The sequence below is a fragment of the Arthrobacter sp. Soc17.1.1.1 genome (genome assembly GCF_036867195.1).
GTDB lineage: Bacteria > Actinomycetota > Actinomycetes > Actinomycetales > Micrococcaceae > Arthrobacter_D.
In genome coordinates this window covers 1,300,504-1,317,097 of the sequence record NZ_JBAJII010000001.1, presented here as the reverse complement: position 1 = coordinate 1,317,097, position 16,594 = coordinate 1,300,504, and the positions used below count along the sequence as shown (strand labels likewise).

Genomic DNA, 16,594 nt, shown 5'->3' with positions numbered 1-16,594 from the left:
GGACGGCGTCGCCGAACCGGCGGATCCCGGCCGCCCGCCGGGACGGCGGAACCGGCCGGGGACGCGCCGGCCGGCGGCCGGTCACCGACCGGCAGCGTGCCCGGGTCAGGCCTCCAGGACCACCGGGATGATCATGGGGCGCCTGCGGTAGCGCCGGTTGACCCAGGTGCCGACGGTCCGCCGGACGACCTGCTGGAGCTGGTACGTGGTGTGCTCGGTGGTGTTCGTCACGGCGTCCTCGAGGGCGGCGCTGATCCTCGGCCTGATCTCGTCGAAGACGGACTCGTCCTCGGCGAACCCCCGCGCGTGGATGTCCGGCCCGGAGACGATCTTGCCCGTGGTGCGGTTGACGACCGTGATGATCGAGATGAAGCCCTCCTCGCCGAGGATGCGGCGGTCCTTGAGGTCGGCGTCCGTGATCTCGCCGACGCTGGAGCCGTCCACGTAGACGTAGCCGCACTCGACGGCTCCGACGATGCGGGCGGTGCCGTCCACGAGATCGATCACGGAGCCGTCCTCCGTCAGCAGGACGTTCGACGCCGGCACGCCGGTCTGCTGCGCCAGCCTGCCGTTCGCGATGAGGTGGCGTGTCTCGCCGTGCACGGGCATGACGTTCCGCGGGCGGAGGATGTTGTAGCAGTAGAGCAGTTCGCCGGCCGCGGCGTGGCCGGACACGTGCACCTTCGCGTTGCCCTTGTGGATCACGTCGGCGCCGAGCTTCAGGAGTCCGTTGATCACGCGGTACACCGCGTTCTCGTTGCCGGGGATCAGCGAGGACGCGAGGATCACGGTGTCGCCCTCCCCCACCGTGATGCGGTGGTCGCCGTTGGCCATCCGGGACAGCGCGGCCATGGGTTCGCCCTGGGAGCCGGTCGACATGAGGACCACGCGGTCGTCGGGCAGGTCGTCCACGTTCTTGATGTCCACGAGGATGCCGTCCGGCACCCGGAGGTAGCCGAGCTTCTCCGCGATGGCCATGTTCCGCACCATCGACCGGCCGGCGAAGCAGACGAAGCGGCCGTGGGCGTGGGCGGCGTCGAGGACCTGCTGCACGCGGTGCACGTGGGAGGAGAACGAGGCGACGATGATGCGCTTGCGCACCTGCCCGAACAGGTTCTCCAGCACGGGGCCGATCTCGCGTTCGGCCGTCGTGAAGCCCGGGACGTCGGCGTTCGTGGAGTCGACCATGAACAGGTCCACGCCCTCCTCGCCGAGGCGGGCGAAGGCCCGCAGGTCCGTGATGCGGCCGTCGAGGGGCAGCTGGTCCATCTTGAAGTCGCCCGTGTGCAGGACGGTGCCCGCCTCGGTGCGGAGGAACACGGCCAGGGCGTCCGGGATGGAGTGGTTGACGGCGACGAACTCGCACTCGAAGGGGCCGAGCTGCTCGATCTGCCCCTCCGACACCGTGAGCGTGTACGGGCGGATGCGGTGCTCCTGCAGCTTCGCCTCGACGAGGGCGAGGGTCAGCTGGGAGCCGATGACCGGGATGTCGGCCTTGAGTCGCAGCAGGTACGGGACCGCCCCGATGTGGTCCTCGTGCCCGTGCGTGAGGACGAGGCCGACGACGTCGTCGAGCCGGTCCTCGAAGTAGGAGAAGTCGGGCAGGATCAGGTCGACGCCGGGCTGGTTCTCCTCGGGGAACAGCACCCCGCAGTCGACGATCAGGAGCTTGCCGCCGATCTCGAAGACGGCCATGTTCCGGCCGATCTCCCCGAGGCCGCCGAGCGGCACCACCCGGAGGGTGCCCGGCTCGAGCGGCGGCGGGAGGGCCGGCAGCAGGGCGGGAGGGGTGTCGCTCATGCGCGCGGCTCCCGGGCGGACGCCGGGTCCCAGCCGGTGCCGGCGAGATCGGCGAGGACCGCCTCGAGTTCGTGGGGCTCGGGTCCGACGAGGGGCAGGCGCACGACGGCGTTCGGCAGCACGCCCCGCCGGTGCAGGATCTCCTTCGCGGAGACCGCGCCCGGGATGTGCGTCATCACCGCGCGGATCACGGGGTCGAGCTCGAAGTGGACCCGGCGGGCCTCCGCGAAGTCGCCGGCGGCCGCTGCGTCCACCAGGGCCCGGAAGGCCCGTGTGGCGACGTGCGCCGTGACGCTGACGACGCCGACGGCTCCCGCGGCCATCCACGGCAGGGTGAGGCCGTCGTCGCCGGAGTAGACGTCGAGGTCGGTGGAGGCGAGGACCCGGGTGATGGCGGCGAAGTCCGCCTTCGCGTCCTTCAGGGCGCCGATCCTCGGGTTCTCGGCGAGCCGCAGCATCGTCTCGGTGGTGATGGGGATCCCGGAGCGGCCGGGGATGTCGTAGACCATGACCGGCAGGTCGCTGGCCGCGGCGACGGCCTCGAAGTGGGCCAGCACACCGGCCTGGGTGGGCTTGTTGTAGTAGGGCGTGACGACGAGCTGCGCGTGGGCGCCCGCCCGTTCGGCGCGCCGCGCCATCTCGACGGAGTGCGAGGTGTGGTTCGTTCCGGTGCCCGCGATGACGCGCGCCCGGTCTCCCACCGTCTCGGCGACCACACGGTAGAGGTCCTCCTTCTCGGAGTCCTCCAGCGTGGACGTCTCCCCCGTGGTGCCCGACACCACGAGGCCGTCGCAGCCGTCGTCGACCAGGCGGGCGGCGAGGGCGGCGGTGGCGTCGAAGTCCACGGCGCCGTCGGCGGTGAAGGGCGTGACCATCGCCGTGACGAGGGAACCGAACGGGAGCGTGCGCGAGGGGGTGTCGACCATGGGGAAAACGTTACCCGCTCGCGCGGTGCCGGGTGGGACGGGTACCCGGGGGCGCCTGGGGGCGCCTGCGGGCACACGGCATGCATGCGGCGCGCACAGGACCACCGGGGGTGCCTGTGGGACCATGGCGGGATGCACACGACGTCCGCTCCCCGGCGGCTGACCGGGATCGACGCCGCCCGCGGCGTGGCCCTCTTCGGCATGATGAGCACCCACGTCCTGCCGCTCTACGCGCCGGGCACCATCGATGCCACCTGGACGGCGCAGGTCTTCTCCGGCCGCGCCTCGGGGCTGTTCGCCGTCGTCGCCGGCATCGGCCTGGCCCTCCTGACGGGAGGCCGCTCGCCGCACCGCGACCGGCTGCTGTCCGCGGACCGGACGGGCATCGCCGTGCGGGCCGTGATCATCGCGCTGATCGGCCTCGTCCTCGGCGGGGTGGAGACGAACATCGCGATCATCCTGTTCCACTACGGCGTGCTCTTCCTCGTCGCCCTGCCCTTCACGGGCCTCCGGGTCCGGCCGCTCGCGGCGTGGGCCGCGGGCTGGGTGCTCCTGGCGCCCGTCGCGGCGTACCTGCTGCGCCCGGTCGTGACGGAGGGCGTCGCGCCGTCGTCGGTCGGCGGCAACCCGCTCTTCGAGCACTTCCTCGAGCCGCGGACGCTGGCCGCGGACGCCTTCCTGACCGGCTACTACCCGGTGCTGCAGTGGCTCGGCTTCCTCCTCGTCGGCATGCTCATCGGGCGGCTGGACCTCTCCCGGCTGGGCGTGCAGCTGGCCCTGCTCGGGGCGGGGATCGTCGCCGCGGTCGGCGCGCGGTTCGTGAGCGCCCAGCTGCTGGGGCCCGGGGGCGGACTCGCCGCGCTCCTCGCGACACCCGAGGGCAGCCGCTACCCGCTCGAGGCGATGCTCGACGTCGGACTCGCGGGTGTGGAGCAGTCGGGGTCCTGGTGGTGGCTGGCCGTCAGCGCACCCCACTCGGGCACCACCCTGGACCTGGTGCACGTGGCCGGGTCCGCCGCGGCCGTCATCGCGGTGTGCCTCCTGCTGACGCGGCGGTTCCGGCAGGCGCTCCTGCCCCTCTCGGCGCCGGGTGCCATGACGCTGACGCTCTACACGCTCCACGTCTGCGTGATGAGCTGGGCGGACCAGCTGGTGCCCCTGCCCGACCCGGTGCAGCTGTTCTGGGCGCAGGTGGTCGTCGCGGTGGCGATCGGCGTCCTGTTCCAGCGCGTGCACTCGCGCGGCCCGCTGGAGCTCCTCGCCTCCGGGGCCGCGAACGCGGCGCGCGAGGGCCGAGCGGAGGTGCGGCGCTAGAGGTCCCGCAGGACGTACCCGTACCGCTCGAGCTCCCGCTCGACCTGCAGCTAGGCCGCTGCGTCCTGCCGGTACAGCTTCGCGGCATCGCGCATCGCCTTGCGCGCCCGCTTGCGGTCGCCGGCGGCGTCGTAGGCGCACGAGAGCCGGAACCAGCTGCGCCAGTTCCCGGGATCGGCCTCGACCTCGGCCTGGTACGCGGGGAACGCCTCGTCCGCGGCGGAGCGCACGATCCGGCCGGAGGGCGTCCTCGGCAGGTCGTCGACGGGGAGCCCGCCCTCGCCCTCCAGCTGCCGCGCCATGCGCTGAGTCTGCGCGCCGAAGAGCAGCTCGCGGATCAGCGCCCACGCGCCGATGCAGGGCAGCAGGAGGTAGCCGGCACCGATGGCCTTCGCCACCGGCTCCGGGTCGCTAAGGAGCAGGAAGCTGCGCTGGAAGGCCACGGCGAGCCAGAAGACGAGCAGGGCCGTGATGAGCAGGACGCCGAGCCGGACCTTGTACTTCCGGTAGAACTCCAGCACGGTCACCGGCTCCCGCCGGCCTGCAGGTCGAGGTAGCCGTCGAGGCCGACCGTCAAGCCGGGGTGGTCGGCCACGGACCGGATCCCGAGGAGGACCCCGGGCATGAAGGACGCGCGGTCGTAGGAGTCGTGCCGGATGGTCAGCTGCTCCCCCGGGCCGCCGAGCAGCACCTCCTGGTGCGCGGTGAGCCCGCGGAGGCGCACGGAGTGCACGGCGATGCCGTCGACCGTGGCCCCGCGGGCGCCGTCGAGCGTGTCGCGCGTGGCGTCGGGTCCGGTCGGGACGCCGGCGGCGGCCCGGGCGTCGGCCATGAGCTGCGCGGTCCGGACGGCGGTGCCCGAGGGGGCGTCCACCTTGTCCGGGTGGTGCAGCTCCACGATCTCGACCGACTCGAAGTAGCGGGCCGCGGTGGCGGCGAACGCCGTGGCGAGCACGGACCCGAGGGCGAAGTTCGGGGCGATCAGGACCCCCGTGGCGGGCGAGGCCGCCAGCAGGGACCGGAGGCGTCCGAGCCGTTCCGCGGACCAGCCCGTGGTCCCGACCACGGCGTGCATGCCGTGTTCCACGGCGAAGGCGACGTTGTCGAACGTGGCGTCGGGCACGGTCAGGTCGACGACGACGCGCGCCCCGGCGGACACGAGGGAATCGAGCGGGTCGCTGCTGCCGAGGGCCGCGACGAGTTCGAGGTCGGGTGCCGCCTCGACGGCGCGGACGGCCTCGGAGCCCATGCGGCCCCGGGCTCCGAGGACGGCGACGGGCAGGTGTTCGGTCATGCGGTCAACCCTACTGTTCAGCCCCTGCGCCGACCCACTCCACGGTCCCGTCCGTGAAGAACTGCTCCTTCCAGATGGGGACGCGCTCCTTCACGAGGTCCACGAGGTCCGAGCACGCCCGGAACGCCTCCCCCCGGTGTGCGGCACCGACGGCGGCGACGAGCGCCTGGTCCCCGATGGCGAGGGGCCCGATGCGGTGCGCCACCCAGATGCGGACGCCGTCGTGGCGGGCGGCGATCTCCTCGGCGACCTCGCGGATGACCCGCGCAGCGCTCGGGTGCGCGGAGTAGCTCAGGGACGTGACGGAACGCCCGCCGTCGTGGTCCCGGACCACGCCGCTGAACCCGACGACGGCCCCGCAGGACGGGGAGTCGACGCCGGCGTGGGCCTCCTCCGGGGTGATCGGGGTGGCGGCGACGGCGGCATGCACGACTTCACCGGTGGTCATGGTGGCCCTCCAGCTGGGAGCAGATGTGGTCGATGAGCGGTGCGAGCACGGCGAGCCCGTCGCGCACGCCGCCGGGCGACCCGGGCAGGTTGATCACGAAGGTGGACCCCGCGGTGCCGGCGAGGCCGCGGCTGAGGGCCGCGGTGGGGACCGCCTCCGCGCCGGCGCGTCGGATCGCCTCCATGACACCGGGCAGGCTGCGGGTCAGGTAGGGGGCCGTTTGCTCGGGGGTGGCGTCGTCGGGGCTGAGCCCGGTGCCGCCGCTCGTGATGAGGACGGCCGGGCGGGCCTCGAGCGCCGCGCCGATCGCGGCTCCCACGGCCTCGCCGTCGGGCACCACGACGGCGTCGGCGACGGCGAAGCCGTGCCGGTAGAGCCAGTCGGCGATGGCGGGCCCGCACTCGTCCTCGTAGGTGCCGGCGGCGGCGCGGGTCGAGGCGATGACCACGGCGGCGGTGCGCAGCGTCGTCATACGGTCCAGTCCCCGCTCTTCCCGCCGGACTTGGAGAGCACGCGGGTGCCGTTGATGACGGCGTGCCGGTCCACGGCCTTGATCATGTCGTACAGGGTGAGGGCCGCGACGGACGCGGCCGTGAGGGCCTCCATCTCCACCCCGGTGAGCGCGGTCGTCCGGACGAGCGCGCTGATCCTGACACGTCCGCCGGCGGGCTCGAAGTCCACGGTGACCTTCGAGAGCGGCAGCGGGTGGCACAGCGGGATCAGCGACGAGGTCTGCTTGGCGGCCATGATGCCGGCGATCCGCGCGACGGCGAGGGCGTCGCCCTTCGGCAGGTCCCCCTCCGCGATGAGCGCGACGACGTCGGCCCGGGTCTCGAGGACGGCTTCGGCGACGGCCTCGCGGACGGTGGCCTGCTTGCCGGAGACATCGACCATGTGGGCGGTGCCGTCGGCGCGGACGTGGGACAGGCCGGCGGACGGCGGGCCGGGCGGGTGCGTGCTCATGGATGGATCCTTTCTGCGGAGACCATTCAACCAGTGCCGGCGGCATCGGTCGCGGCGTCCTCCAGCACGAGGACGTCCTCGACGGCGAAGGGGTCCGTGGGCACGGGGCCGGTGAGCGTGACCTCGACGGCGTCCCCCGCCGCCAGGGCCGTGACCCCGGCGGGCACGTGGACGAGGCAGTTGGAGGCGGCGAGGGCGTGCAGGAGGTGGGAGTCGGGCCCGCCCACGAGGGCCACCTTCCCGTCCCGGTAGAGCCCGCGGCGCACCTGGTGCTTGGCGGCGGGACTGTCGAGGCCGTCGACGAGGACGGCGTCGAGCACGGGGCGCGGGGCCGGGGAGCCGGTCAGCTGGTGGAGGGCGGGGCGGAGGAACATCTCGAACGAGACGAGGGCGCTCACGGGGTTGCCGGGGAAGCCGAGGAACGGGATGCCCGAGAGGGTGCCGTGGGCCTGCGGGCCGCCCGGCTGCAGGGCCACCGAGGAGAACTCGACGGCGCTGTCCGCCAGCGCCTGCCTGACCACCTCGTAGGCGCCCTGGCTGATCCCGCCCGTGCTGAGCACGAGGTGGGTGCTGCCCGCTGGGATCGCCGCGAACGCCTCCTGCAGCACGGCGGGATCGTCGCCGAGCAGCCGGTGGCGGGTGACCAGGGCTCCGGCCTCGCGCAGGGCCGCCTCGAGGAGGGTGGAGTTGGCGTCGTAGATCGCGCCGGGAGCCAGCGGCGTGCCGGGTTCGGCGACCTCGTCGCCCGTGGAGAGCAGCAGCACGCGGAAGCGGGGGCGCACGCGCACCGTGCCGACGCCGCAGGCGGCGAGGAGGCCCAGCTGGGCGGGGCCGAGCAGCGTGCCCGCCGGCAGGGCCGTGGCCCCCTCGGCGATGTCGCTGCCGGCCCGCCGGACGAACAGGCCCGGCGCGGCGTCCCCGGGCAGCCGGACGGTGACCGGCCCGGCGGCCCGCTCCGCCGGGGAGTGGAACTGCGCCGGGTCGGCGCGTTCGATGGGCACGACGGCGGCCGCGCCGTCGGGCAGCATGGCGCCCGTCATGATGGGCGCGGCCGTGCCCGGCTGCAGGGGCGGCGGCACCGAACCGGCGGGGATGGCGTCGGCGACGAGGAGGGCTGCGGTGTCCCCGAGGTCGTCGGCGTGCACCGCGTACCCGTCCATCTGCGAGTTGTCGAACGGCGGCAGGCTCACGGGTGCCCGGAGGTCCTCGGCCAGGGCGCGGCCCTGCGCCTCGACGAGCGGGAGGACCTCCGGGGCGGAGCCGTCGTAGCCGCTGCTCCAGCGCAGGAGGCCGGCGACGGCGGACCGGTGTTCGGCGACGGTTCTTCTCATGACAGCCCTCCGCGGATCCGGTCTAGGTCACCGTGAACGTTACCGTGTGCAGGCCCTCGGCACCGTCAGGCGCGGGCGCCACGGAGGCCTCCGACTGGACGCCTCCCGCACGGTCCAGGGCCCGCGCCTGCAGGGTGTGCGTGCCCGCCTCCAGCTGCAGCGTGGCGCGGTACTGGCACCAGGTGTCGGCGGAGATGGCCGTCGCGAGCGTCGCGCGCTCCCACGGGCCGCCGTCGACCCTCACCTCGACGGCCTCCACGCCCGTGTGCTGCGCCCAGGCCACTCCCCCGACGACGACGTCGCCCGCCGGCACGCGGGCGTTGGCACGCGGCACGTCGATGCGGGACGACGTCTTGACGGGACCGCGCTCGGACCACCCGCGCGTGGACCAGTAGGCGCTGTCGTCGGCGAAGCGGGTGACCTTCAGCTCGCTCACCCACTTCGTCGCCGACACGAAGCCGTAGAGGCCCGGCACCACGAGGCGCACCGGGAAGCCGTGCTCCACGGGCAGGGGCTCGCCGTTCATGCCGACCGCCAGGAGGGAGTCCCGCGCGTCCGTCAGCGCCTCGAGCGGCGTTCCGGCGGTGAACCCGTCGACGCTCCGCGACAGGACCATGTCCGCTCCCGGCTGCACGCCTGCGCGGGCCAGGAGCTCCCGGACCGGCCAGCCGAGCCAGCGGGCGTTGCCGGTGAGGTCCCCGCCGACGGTGTTGGAGACACAGGCGAGCGTGATGTGGCGCTCCACCAGGGGCAGGGCGAGGAGCTCGTCGAAGGTGAGCTCGATCTCGCGGTCCACGAGCCCGGTGACCCTCAGGGACCACTGCGCCGGGTCGACGACCGGCACCACGAGGGCCGTGTCGATCCGGTAGAAGTCCTCCGACGGTGTCACGAGGCCGGTGATGCCCTCGACCTCCAGTGCGGCGCCGGCGGGGATGACCGACCCCGCCGGGGGCGGCGTGCCGGCGGCCGCGGGCGCGGGGAGCCGCACGGCGGCCCGCTGCCCGGCCACGGCCGACTGCGAGGAGCGCACGCCGGCCGCCACCGCGCCCGTGGCCACCGCGACGACGGCTGCCCCCGATGCTCCCTGGAGGAACCGGCGGCGGGCCGGACGCGGGTCGGCGCCGCCGCCGTCGCCGTCGAAGGTGCGGGCCCAGGTGCCGAGCGCCCGCACGAGGGCGTCGAGCACGAGCACCGCGAGCACCACGGCGAGGACGGGCGCGGCGAACGACACGAGGGACGACTGCGGCCGCGAGGCGACGGCAAGGGCGCCGAGGACGCCGAACCCCACGACGACGGCGCGCCCCGCGTACGGCCGGCGGTCCTCGAGGACACCGGCCGCGGACGCGAGGACCGCGATCGCCGCGGCGATGACGGTGAGGAGGACGGCCTTGTCCGCCGTGCCGAACCAGGCGATCGCCCAGTCCTTGACACCGGACGGCAGGAGGTCGATCACGGCGGAGCCCACGGCGCTGACCGGGGTCACCGAGGGGCTCAGGGCAGCGGCGGCCAGTTCGCCGCCGATCACACCGAGACCGACCGCGAGGGCTCCGGAGAGTGCTGCCCAGGTGCGGCGTCGGATCATTGCTGCCTTTCCGGTCCCGACGGTGCGCCGCCGAAAAGGACCATCCCTTACACGACCGCGGGCGCGGGCTGGTTCCCTGTCCGTTTCCCTGTCCGCGCGGTAGGGCCGCGGAGCCGGAAGGCGTACGCTCGTCCCATGGGAGTTCACCTCGGGATGCCGCGCGACGCCCGCGGGGCCGCGCAGGGGCTCCTCGACATCCACGGCCGACGCGCCACGGACATGCGCCTGTCCCTCACGGACAAGTGCAATCTGCGCTGCACGTACTGCATGCCCGCGGAGGGGCTCAACTGGCTGCAGAAGGACCAGGTCCTCACCCGCGCGGAGATCGTGCGCCTGGTGGGCATCGGCGTCGACCGGCTCGGCATCCGGGAGCTGCGCCTGACGGGTGGTGAGCCCCTCGTGCGCGCCGACCTCCTCGACATCATCCGGGACATCCGCGCCGACCACGCCGACCTGCCCATCTCCATGACGACGAACGCCCTGGGCCTGGACCGGCGCGCCGTGCAGCTGAAGGACGCCGGGCTGACCCGCATCAACGTCTCCATGGACTCGCTGCACCCGGAGACGTTCGCGCAACTGACGCGCCGGCCGTTCCTCGACCGGGTGCTGAAGGGAATCGAGGCGGCCGCCGACGCCGGTCTGGGCCTCGTGAAGATCAACGCCGTGCTCATGCGCGGCATCAACGACCACGAGGCCCCGGACCTCGTGGCGTGGGCGGTGGCCCGCGGCTTCGAGCTGCGCTTCATCGAGCAGATGCCCCTGGACGCCGACCACGGCTGGACGAAGGAGGGCATGGTGACGGCCGCCGAGATGCGCGCACTCGTCGAGACGCGCTTCGTCCTCACGCCGGATCCCCGCACCCGCGACGGCGCCCCCGCCGAGCGGTGGGAGGTCCGGGCGAAGGAGGACCCCGACACCGTCCTCGGGATCGTGGGGATCATCGCGTCCGTCACGGAGCCCTTCTGCGCCGACTGCCGCCGTACCCGCGTCACCGCGGAGGGCAAGGTGATGAGCTGCCTGTTCTCCCGCGAGGAGACGGACCTGCGCGGGCTCCTGCGCTCCGGGGCCGACGACGACGCCGTCGCCGAGCGGTGGCGGGAGGCCATGTGGCTGAAGCCACGCGCGCACGGCATGGACCACACGGGCCTCGGCTCCGACGACTTCGTGCAGCCCGACCGGTCGATGAGCGCCATCGGTGGCTGACATGCTGGTGCGGTACTTCGGTGCGGCCCGCGCCGCGACCGGCGTCGACGAGGAGCGCCTGCCGGGCGGCCGCACGCTCTCCGCCGTCCTCGCGGACCTGCGCGCACGCCCCGCGGCGACGGCGGGGCCGTCGCTCGCGAAGGTCCTGGACCGCAGCAGCTTCCTCCTCAACGAGGTGGCGCTGCGCGATCCCGCGACGGTGCTGCAGGACGACGACGTGCTCGACGTCCTGCCGCCGTTCGCCGGCGGCTAGCGCGCGAAGTCCGCCGCGGAGTCGAACGGCCCGACGACGACCGTGGTGCGCGGCGCGGCGGCCAGCTCACGCGCGAGCGACTGCACCTCCTCGGCGGTGACGGACCGGATGCGGTCGAGCGACGTGTCCATGTCGACGAACTCCCCCGAGACCAGTTCCGAGCGTCCCAGGCGGGACATCCGGGAACTGCTGTCCTCCAGGGCCATGACGAGCCCGCCCGAGAGCTGCCCGACGGCCTTGCGGAGCTCCTCCGCGTCGATGCCGTCGGCCGCCAGCCGGTCCAGCTCCGCCCCGAGCAGCTCGATGACCTGCCCGGTCTTGGCGGGTGAGCACCCGGCGTACATGCCGAAGTACCCGGCGTCGGCGTAGGCGGCCGAGAAGGAGTAGGTGGAGTAGACGAGGCCGCGCTTCTCCCGGATCTCCTGGAACAGGCGGGAGGACATCCCGCCGCCGAGGACGGCGTTCAGCACGCTCATGGCGAACCGGCGCTCGTCCGTCGCGGTGAGGGAGGGGCAGCCGATGAGGATGTTCGACTGTTCCACGGCCCGGCGGATCACGTGCGTGCCGGTCTCCCCCGTCACCGGGGCGACGGCGGTGGAGCGGCGTGCCACGGGCAGGGCGCCCTCGTCGAGCGCCCAGCCGGCGGTCTCGAGCGCTTCCTGCACGAGCCGGCACACGACGTCGTGGTCCAGGCCGCCCGCGGCGGTGACCACGAGTTCGCCGGGCGTGTAGTAGCGCCGGTAGTGCGCGAGGACGGAGTCCCGCGGGACGGCCCGGATGGCCTCGGGGGTCCCGCCGATCGGGCGGCCGAGGGGGTGGTCCCCCAGCACCAGCTCGACGAACCGCTCGTGGGCGACGTCCGCCGGGTCGTCGCTGTCCATCGCGATCTCCTCGAGGATCACGTCGCGTTCCTGCTCGAGCTCCTCCGGGTCCAGCACGGCCGAGGTCACCATGTCCGCGATGACATCGATGGCCATGGGCAGGTCGGAGTCGAGCACCCGCGCGTAGTAGCAGGTGTTCTCCTTCGCGGTGGCCGCGTTCGACTCACCGCCCACCTCGTCGAAGGCCGACGCGATGTCCATGGCGGAGCGGCGGGTGGTGCCCTTGAAGAGCAGGTGTTCGAGGAAGTGGGTGCTGCCGTGCTCGCCGTCGGCCTCGTCGCGGGAGCCGACGCCCACCCAGAAGCCGATGGTCGCGGACCGCTGGCCAGGCATGGCCTCGGTGAGCACGCGCACCCCGCCGGGCAGCACGCTGCGCCGCACGACGTTGCCGCCCGGATCCCCGGCCACGAAGGTGGGATCGAGGCCGTCGGCGCCCGCACGGGGCGTCGGCAGCAGGGGAAGGGACACTACGGAGGACAGGGGCATCCTGGTCTTTCTGGGAGTTCGGGGGGAAAGGCCGACGGCCCCGGCACCGACCGAGTCGTTCGGTCGGTGCCGGGGCCGCGGGCCGTGGGCTGCTCTGGACGGACTAGTCGTCGTCGCCCTCGGCGAGGGGGATCTCGATCCCGGCGTCCTCGGTCGGCTGCTCGTCGGCGACGACGGGCGAGAGCGAGAGCTTTCCGCGATCGTCCACCTTCGTGATCTCGACCTGGACCTTCTGGCCCACGGACACGATCTCGTCGACGTTGTCGACGCGCTTGCCGCCGGCGAGCTTGCGCAGCTCGGAGATGTGCAGCAGGCCGTCCTTGCCCGGGGTCAGCGACACGAAGGCGCCGAAGGTCGTGGTCTTGACGACCGTGCCCAGGTAGCGCTCACCGATCTCGGGGACCTGCGGGTTGGCGATGGCATTCACGGCGGCGCGGGCGGCCTCGGCCGACTCGCCGTTCGTGGCGCCGATCAGCACGGTGCCGTCGTCCTCGATCGAGATGTCGGCTCCCGTGTCCTCCTGGATCTGGTTGATCATCTTGCCCTTGGGGCCGATGACCTCGCCGATCTTGTCCACGGGGATCTTGACCGAGATGATGCGCGGCGCGAACTCGGAGAGCTCGTCCGGTGCGTCGATCGCGGCCTGCAGCACACCGAGGATGTGCAGGCGTGCCTCGCGGGCCTGCTTCAGCGCGGCGGCCAGCACCGACGCGGGGATGCCGTCGAGCTTGGTGTCCAGCTGGATCGCGGTGACGAACTCGGACGTACCGGCGACCTTGAAGTCCATGTCGCCGAAGGCGTCCTCGGCTCCCAGGATGTCGGTCAGCGCCGCGTAGCGCGTCTGGCCGTCGACGACGTCGGACACGAGGCCCATGGCGATGCCGGCGACCGGCGCCCGGAGGGGCACACCGGCGTTGAGCAGCGACAGCGTCGAGGCGCACACGGAGCCCATCGACGTCGAGCCGTTGGAGCTCAGCGCCTCGGACACCTGGCGGATCGCGTAGGGGAACTCCTCGCGGGTCGGCAGGACGGGCACGAGGGCGCGCTCTGCCAGGGCTCCGTGGCCGATCTCGCGGCGCTTCGGCGAACCGACGCGGCCGGTCTCGCCGGTGGAGTAGGGCGGGAAGTTGTAGTTGTGCATGTAGCGCTTGCGCGTGACGGGCGACAGCGAGTCGATCTGCTGCTCCATCTTGAGCATGTTCAGCGTTGTGACGCCCATGATCTGGGTCTCGCCGCGCTCGAAGATCGCGGAGCCGTGCACGCGCGGCAGGACCTCGACCTCGGCGGTGAGCTTGCGGATGTCGCTCAGGCCGCGGCCGTCGATGCGGACCTGGTCCTTGAGGATGCGCTGGCGGACCACGGCCTTGTTGAGCGAGCGGAAGGCTGCGGACAGCTCCTTCTCGCGTCCCTCGAACTGGGCGCCGAGGGCGTCCATGAGCTCGGCCTTGAGCGCGTCGGTGGCGGTGTTGCGCTCCTGCTTGTCGGCGATCTGGAAGACCTGGGCGAGCTTCTCGGAGCCTGCGGCCTCGATCGCCTCGTACACGTCGTCCTGGTAGTCGAGGAAGATCGGGAACTCGACGGTCGGCTTTGCGGCACGCGCCGCGAGGTCGGCCTGCGCCTCGCACAGCGCGCGGATGAAGGGCTTCGCCGCCTCGAGGCCGTCGGCGACGATCTCCTCGGTGGGGGCGGTGGCGCCGTTCTCCTTGATGAGGGTCCACGAGTTGTCGGTGGCCTCGGCCTCGACCATCATGATGGCGACGTCGTCACCGGCGATGCGTCCGGCGACGACCATGTCGAAGACGGAGTTCTCGAGCTCGGAGTGCTTCGGGAAGGCGATCCACTGGTCGGAACCGCTGCCGTCGGACACGAGGGCCACGCGGACGCCGCCGATCGGGCCCGAGAAGGGCAGGCCGGACAGCTGGGTGGACATCGAGGCCGCGTTGATGGCGACGACGTCGTAGCGGACGTCAGGGTTGATCGCGAGGACGGTCACGACGACCTGGACCTCGTTGCGGAGTCCCTTGACGAACGCGGGGCGCAGCGGGCGGTCCATGAGGCGGCACGCGAGGATGGCCTCGGTGGAGGGGCGGCCCTCGCGACGGAAGAACGAGCCCGGGATGCGGCCCGCGGCGTACATGCGCTCCTCGACGTCGACCGTCAGGGGGAAGAAGTCGAACCCTTCGCGCGGCTGCTTGCCCGCGGTCGTGGCCGAGAGCAGGGCGGTGTCCTCGTCGATGTAGACCATGGCGGAGCCGGCGGCCTGCTGGGCGAGACGCCCGGTCTCGAAGCGGACGGTGCGTGTTCCGAAGCGACCGTTGTCGATCACTGCTTCGGCGAACTGGATTTCGGGACCCTCCAAGAGAGTCACCTCCGTTTCTCAGGTATCGGAGGCAATCGGCACCCGTCGTGGTCCCGTCCCCGCTGGACGGTCCACAGCATCCGGTCTTCGATCGAGATCCACGGAGCGGCATCGTCTCGATGCTTTCCGGGGACCACTACCGAGGACCGCGAATGCGCGGTGCCGGTTGACCCCTGTTGTGCGGTCTTTGCTGCTGGTGGTGCTGTTCCTGCCGTACTGCTGTCCTGCGATCCGCCGACGGACGATGCCCGTCAGCGAGAGAAGGCGACGCCCTCTCCGGAGAGAAGGTGCCGCCTTCCGATGCTACTTATCGACGCAGACCCAGGCGCTCGATGAGCGAACGGTAGCGCGTGATGTCGGTGTCCCGCAGGTAGTCCAGCAGGCGACGGCGGCGACCCACGAGAAGCAGCAGGCCACGACGCGTGTGGTGGTCGTGCTTGTGCATCTTCAGGTGCTCGGTCAGGTCGAGGATACGACGGGAAAGCATCGCGATCTGCACCTCGGGTGAACCGGTGTCACCTTCGGCCAGGGCGTATTCCTTGATGATTTCCTGCTTGATGGCGGCGTCAAGGGCCACGAGTAACTCCTAGAGTTGTACCGTGAACAAGTGCTGAGCATCGCTTGCACGACGACACAGAAAAATCCAGCCACCACGGACTGCAGCCGGATCTTTGACCAGTTTAGCGTCTGGGCTGGGGTTCTGTCGAAAGCAGGCCGCGCGCGTTCTCGACGTCGAGCTTCATCTGCTCGATGAGCGCCTCGGGCCCGGTGTAGGCGACCTGCCCGCGCAGGCGTTCGACGAACTCGACGACGACGGCCTGCCCGTACAGGTCGAAATCCTGCACGCGCTCAGGCGGCCTGTTGATGACGTGCGCCTCGACCTGCCGGTCGACGCCGTCGAACGTCGGGTTCGAGCCCACGGAGATGGCCGCCGGCCACCGCGTGCCCGCCTCGTCGATCAGCCAGCCGGCGTAGATGCCGTCGGCGGGGATGTAGCCCTGGGCGGACGCGGCGAGGTTCGCGGTCGGGTAGCCGAGCTCCCGTCCGCGCGCCGCCCCGTGCACCACGTCGCCGCGCATGCGGTGGGATCGGCCGAGCACACGCGCCGCCGTCCCCACCTCGCCGGCCTCCAGGGCCTCCCGCACCCAGGTGGACGAGCAGCGGCGGTCGCCGTCGGCGTCCGTGGCGTCCATGGGGAAGCTCGCGCCGAAGTCGTCGATGGTGATGACCTCGAAGCCGAGCTTCCGGCCGAGCGCGCGCATCGTGTCGAGGTCGCCGCTGTTGCCGCGCCCGAACCGGACGTCGTGCCCGATCACCACGGCCTTGGCCTTCAGGGTCCGCACGAACACCCGCTCCACGAACTCCTCGGGGGTGTTGGAGGCCAGCTCGAGGGTGTAGTGCATCATGAGCAGCGCGTCGATGCCGGTCTCGGCGAGGGTGGCCACGCGGTCCTCGAGGCCCATGATCAGTTCGGGGGCCGCGTCGGGGCGGTGCACCTGGGCGGGGTGCGGGTCGAAGGACACGACGACAGCGGCCGCGGAACGCTGCCGTGCCGCCTCGACGACCTGCTGCAGGACGCGCTGGTGGCCCCGGTGCACGCCGTCGAAGTTGCCGAGCGTCAGGACGGAGGGCCCGAACTCCCGGGGCACGCTGTCCAGGTCTCTCCAGTAGTACACGCATCTCCTTCGGGATCCGGCTGATCCCCGGGGCCGCGGATGAACTCCGGCGGGGGGAATCGCCTCTCCCATTATGGC

At 72.4% G+C, this 16,594-nt stretch carries 16 protein-coding genes; 3 read left to right on the top strand and 13 right to left on the bottom strand.

Going from position 1 to position 16,594, the window contains the following annotated elements:
* Nucleotides 1-105: 105 nt before the first annotated feature.
* Nucleotides 106-1,800: a ribonuclease J gene (locus V6S67_RS05970; RefSeq protein WP_334209370.1), complete on the bottom strand. Its 1,695-nt coding sequence runs from the start codon at nt 1,798-1,800 to the stop codon at nt 106-108.
* Nucleotides 1,797-2,726 (bottom strand): 4-hydroxy-tetrahydrodipicolinate synthase, encoded by a 930-nt coding sequence (gene dapA, locus V6S67_RS05965; protein ID WP_334209369.1) that lies wholly within the window; start codon nt 2,724-2,726, stop codon nt 1,797-1,799. Before dapA ends, V6S67_RS05970 begins: the two co-directional genes overlap by 4 nt.
* A gap of 132 nt (nt 2,727-2,858) precedes the next feature.
* On the opposite strand from dapA, the gene V6S67_RS05960 reads away from it, so the two are divergent.
* Nucleotides 2,859-4,040 (top strand): heparan-alpha-glucosaminide N-acetyltransferase domain-containing protein, encoded by a 1,182-nt coding sequence (locus V6S67_RS05960; RefSeq protein WP_334209368.1) that lies wholly within the window; start codon nt 2,859-2,861, stop codon nt 4,038-4,040.
* Between the two features lie 50 nt (nt 4,041-4,090).
* Here V6S67_RS05960 and V6S67_RS05955 read toward each other — a convergent pair whose 3' ends face one another.
* The 7 genes from V6S67_RS05955 to V6S67_RS05925 are packed head-to-tail and all read right to left on the bottom strand — an operon-like array spanning nt 4,091 to nt 9,658.
* Nucleotides 4,091-4,567 (bottom strand): hypothetical protein, encoded by a 477-nt coding sequence (locus V6S67_RS05955; RefSeq protein WP_334209367.1) that lies wholly within the window; start codon nt 4,565-4,567, stop codon nt 4,091-4,093.
* Complete coding sequence (dapB, locus tag V6S67_RS05950) at nt 4,564-5,334, bottom strand: 4-hydroxy-tetrahydrodipicolinate reductase (RefSeq protein ID WP_334209366.1); 771 nt, start codon at nt 5,332-5,334, stop codon at nt 4,564-4,566. Before dapB ends, V6S67_RS05955 begins: the two co-directional genes overlap by 4 nt.
* Before the next feature lie 10 nt (nt 5,335-5,344).
* Nucleotides 5,345-5,782 (bottom strand): molybdenum cofactor biosynthesis protein MoaE, encoded by a 438-nt coding sequence (locus tag V6S67_RS05945; RefSeq protein WP_334209365.1) that lies wholly within the window; start codon nt 5,780-5,782, stop codon nt 5,345-5,347.
* Complete coding sequence (locus V6S67_RS05940) at nt 5,769-6,254, bottom strand: MogA/MoaB family molybdenum cofactor biosynthesis protein (RefSeq protein ID WP_334209364.1); 486 nt, start codon at nt 6,252-6,254, stop codon at nt 5,769-5,771. Before V6S67_RS05940 ends, V6S67_RS05945 begins: the two co-directional genes overlap by 14 nt.
* On the bottom strand, nt 6,251-6,745 hold the full coding sequence (moaC, locus tag V6S67_RS05935) for a cyclic pyranopterin monophosphate synthase MoaC (protein WP_334209363.1): 495 nt from the start codon (nt 6,743-6,745) through the stop codon (nt 6,251-6,253). Before moaC ends, V6S67_RS05940 begins: the two co-directional genes overlap by 4 nt.
* Before the next feature lie 26 nt (nt 6,746-6,771).
* Nucleotides 6,772-8,076: a molybdopterin molybdotransferase MoeA gene (locus tag V6S67_RS05930; protein WP_334209362.1), complete on the bottom strand. Its 1,305-nt coding sequence runs from the start codon at nt 8,074-8,076 to the stop codon at nt 6,772-6,774.
* A 22-nt stretch (nt 8,077-8,098) separates the two neighbouring features.
* Complete coding sequence (locus V6S67_RS05925; protein ID WP_334209361.1) at nt 8,099-9,658, bottom strand: molybdopterin-dependent oxidoreductase; 1,560 nt, start codon at nt 9,656-9,658, stop codon at nt 8,099-8,101.
* Between the two features lie 135 nt (nt 9,659-9,793).
* Between V6S67_RS05925 and moaA the strand changes: the two genes are divergently transcribed.
* Together moaA and V6S67_RS05915 are read left to right on the top strand one after the other, a co-directional pair.
* Complete coding sequence (moaA, locus tag V6S67_RS05920; protein WP_334209360.1) at nt 9,794-10,861, top strand: GTP 3',8-cyclase MoaA; 1,068 nt, start codon at nt 9,794-9,796, stop codon at nt 10,859-10,861.
* A gap of 1 nt (nt 10,862) precedes the next feature.
* On the top strand, nt 10,863-11,114 hold the full coding sequence (locus tag V6S67_RS05915) for a MoaD/ThiS family protein (RefSeq protein WP_334211541.1): 252 nt from the start codon (nt 10,863-10,865) through the stop codon (nt 11,112-11,114).
* Here the strand turns inward: V6S67_RS05915 and V6S67_RS05910 are convergent.
* The 4 genes from V6S67_RS05910 to V6S67_RS05895 all read right to left on the bottom strand — a co-directional run bounded on the left by V6S67_RS05910 (nt 11,111) and on the right by V6S67_RS05895 (nt 16,516).
* Complete coding sequence (locus V6S67_RS05910; RefSeq protein WP_334209359.1) at nt 11,111-12,481, bottom strand: M16 family metallopeptidase; 1,371 nt, start codon at nt 12,479-12,481, stop codon at nt 11,111-11,113. The two genes, V6S67_RS05915 and V6S67_RS05910, sit on opposite strands and share 4 nt — an antisense overlap.
* A 103-nt stretch (nt 12,482-12,584) precedes the next feature.
* Complete coding sequence (locus V6S67_RS05905) at nt 12,585-14,840, bottom strand: polyribonucleotide nucleotidyltransferase (RefSeq protein ID WP_334209358.1); 2,256 nt, start codon at nt 14,838-14,840, stop codon at nt 12,585-12,587.
* Between the two features lie 307 nt (nt 14,841-15,147).
* Nucleotides 15,148-15,417: a 30S ribosomal protein S15 gene (rpsO, locus tag V6S67_RS05900; RefSeq protein WP_087072138.1), complete on the bottom strand. Its 270-nt coding sequence runs from the start codon at nt 15,415-15,417 to the stop codon at nt 15,148-15,150.
* 103 nt (nt 15,418-15,520) lie between these two features.
* Complete coding sequence (locus V6S67_RS05895; RefSeq protein WP_334209357.1) at nt 15,521-16,516, bottom strand: bifunctional riboflavin kinase/FAD synthetase; 996 nt, start codon at nt 16,514-16,516, stop codon at nt 15,521-15,523.
* Nucleotides 16,517-16,594: the final 78 nt, after the last annotated feature.

Coding starts and splice junctions, on each gene's coding strand:
- V6S67_RS05970 (WP_334209370.1), bottom strand. CDS start 1,800: ATGAGCGACACCCCTCCCGCCCTGCTGCCGGCCCTCCCGCCGCCGCTC.
- dapA (WP_334209369.1), bottom strand. CDS start 2,726: ATGGTCGACACCCCCTCGCGCACGCTCCCGTTCGGTTCCCTCGTCACG.
- V6S67_RS05960 (WP_334209368.1), top strand. CDS start 2,859: ATGCACACGACGTCCGCTCCCCGGCGGCTGACCGGGATCGACGCCGCC.
- dapB (WP_334209366.1), bottom strand. CDS start 5,334: ATGACCGAACACCTGCCCGTCGCCGTCCTCGGAGCCCGGGGCCGCATG.
- moaA (WP_334209360.1), top strand. CDS start 9,794: ATGGGAGTTCACCTCGGGATGCCGCGCGACGCCCGCGGGGCCGCGCAG.
- V6S67_RS05945 (WP_334209365.1), bottom strand. CDS start 5,782: ATGACCACCGGTGAAGTCGTGCATGCCGCCGTCGCCGCCACCCCGATC.
- V6S67_RS05930 (WP_334209362.1), bottom strand. CDS start 8,076: ATGAGAAGAACCGTCGCCGAACACCGGTCCGCCGTCGCCGGCCTCCTG.
- moaC (WP_334209363.1), bottom strand. CDS start 6,745: ATGAGCACGCACCCGCCCGGCCCGCCGTCCGCCGGCCTGTCCCACGTC.
- V6S67_RS05940 (WP_334209364.1), bottom strand. CDS start 6,254: ATGACGACGCTGCGCACCGCCGCCGTGGTCATCGCCTCGACCCGCGCC.
- V6S67_RS05910 (WP_334209359.1), bottom strand. CDS start 12,481: ATGCCCCTGTCCTCCGTAGTGTCCCTTCCCCTGCTGCCGACGCCCCGT.
- V6S67_RS05925 (WP_334209361.1), bottom strand. CDS start 9,658: ATGATCCGACGCCGCACCTGGGCAGCACTCTCCGGAGCCCTCGCGGTC.
- V6S67_RS05915 (WP_334211541.1), top strand. CDS start 10,863: ATGCTGGTGCGGTACTTCGGTGCGGCCCGCGCCGCGACCGGCGTCGAC.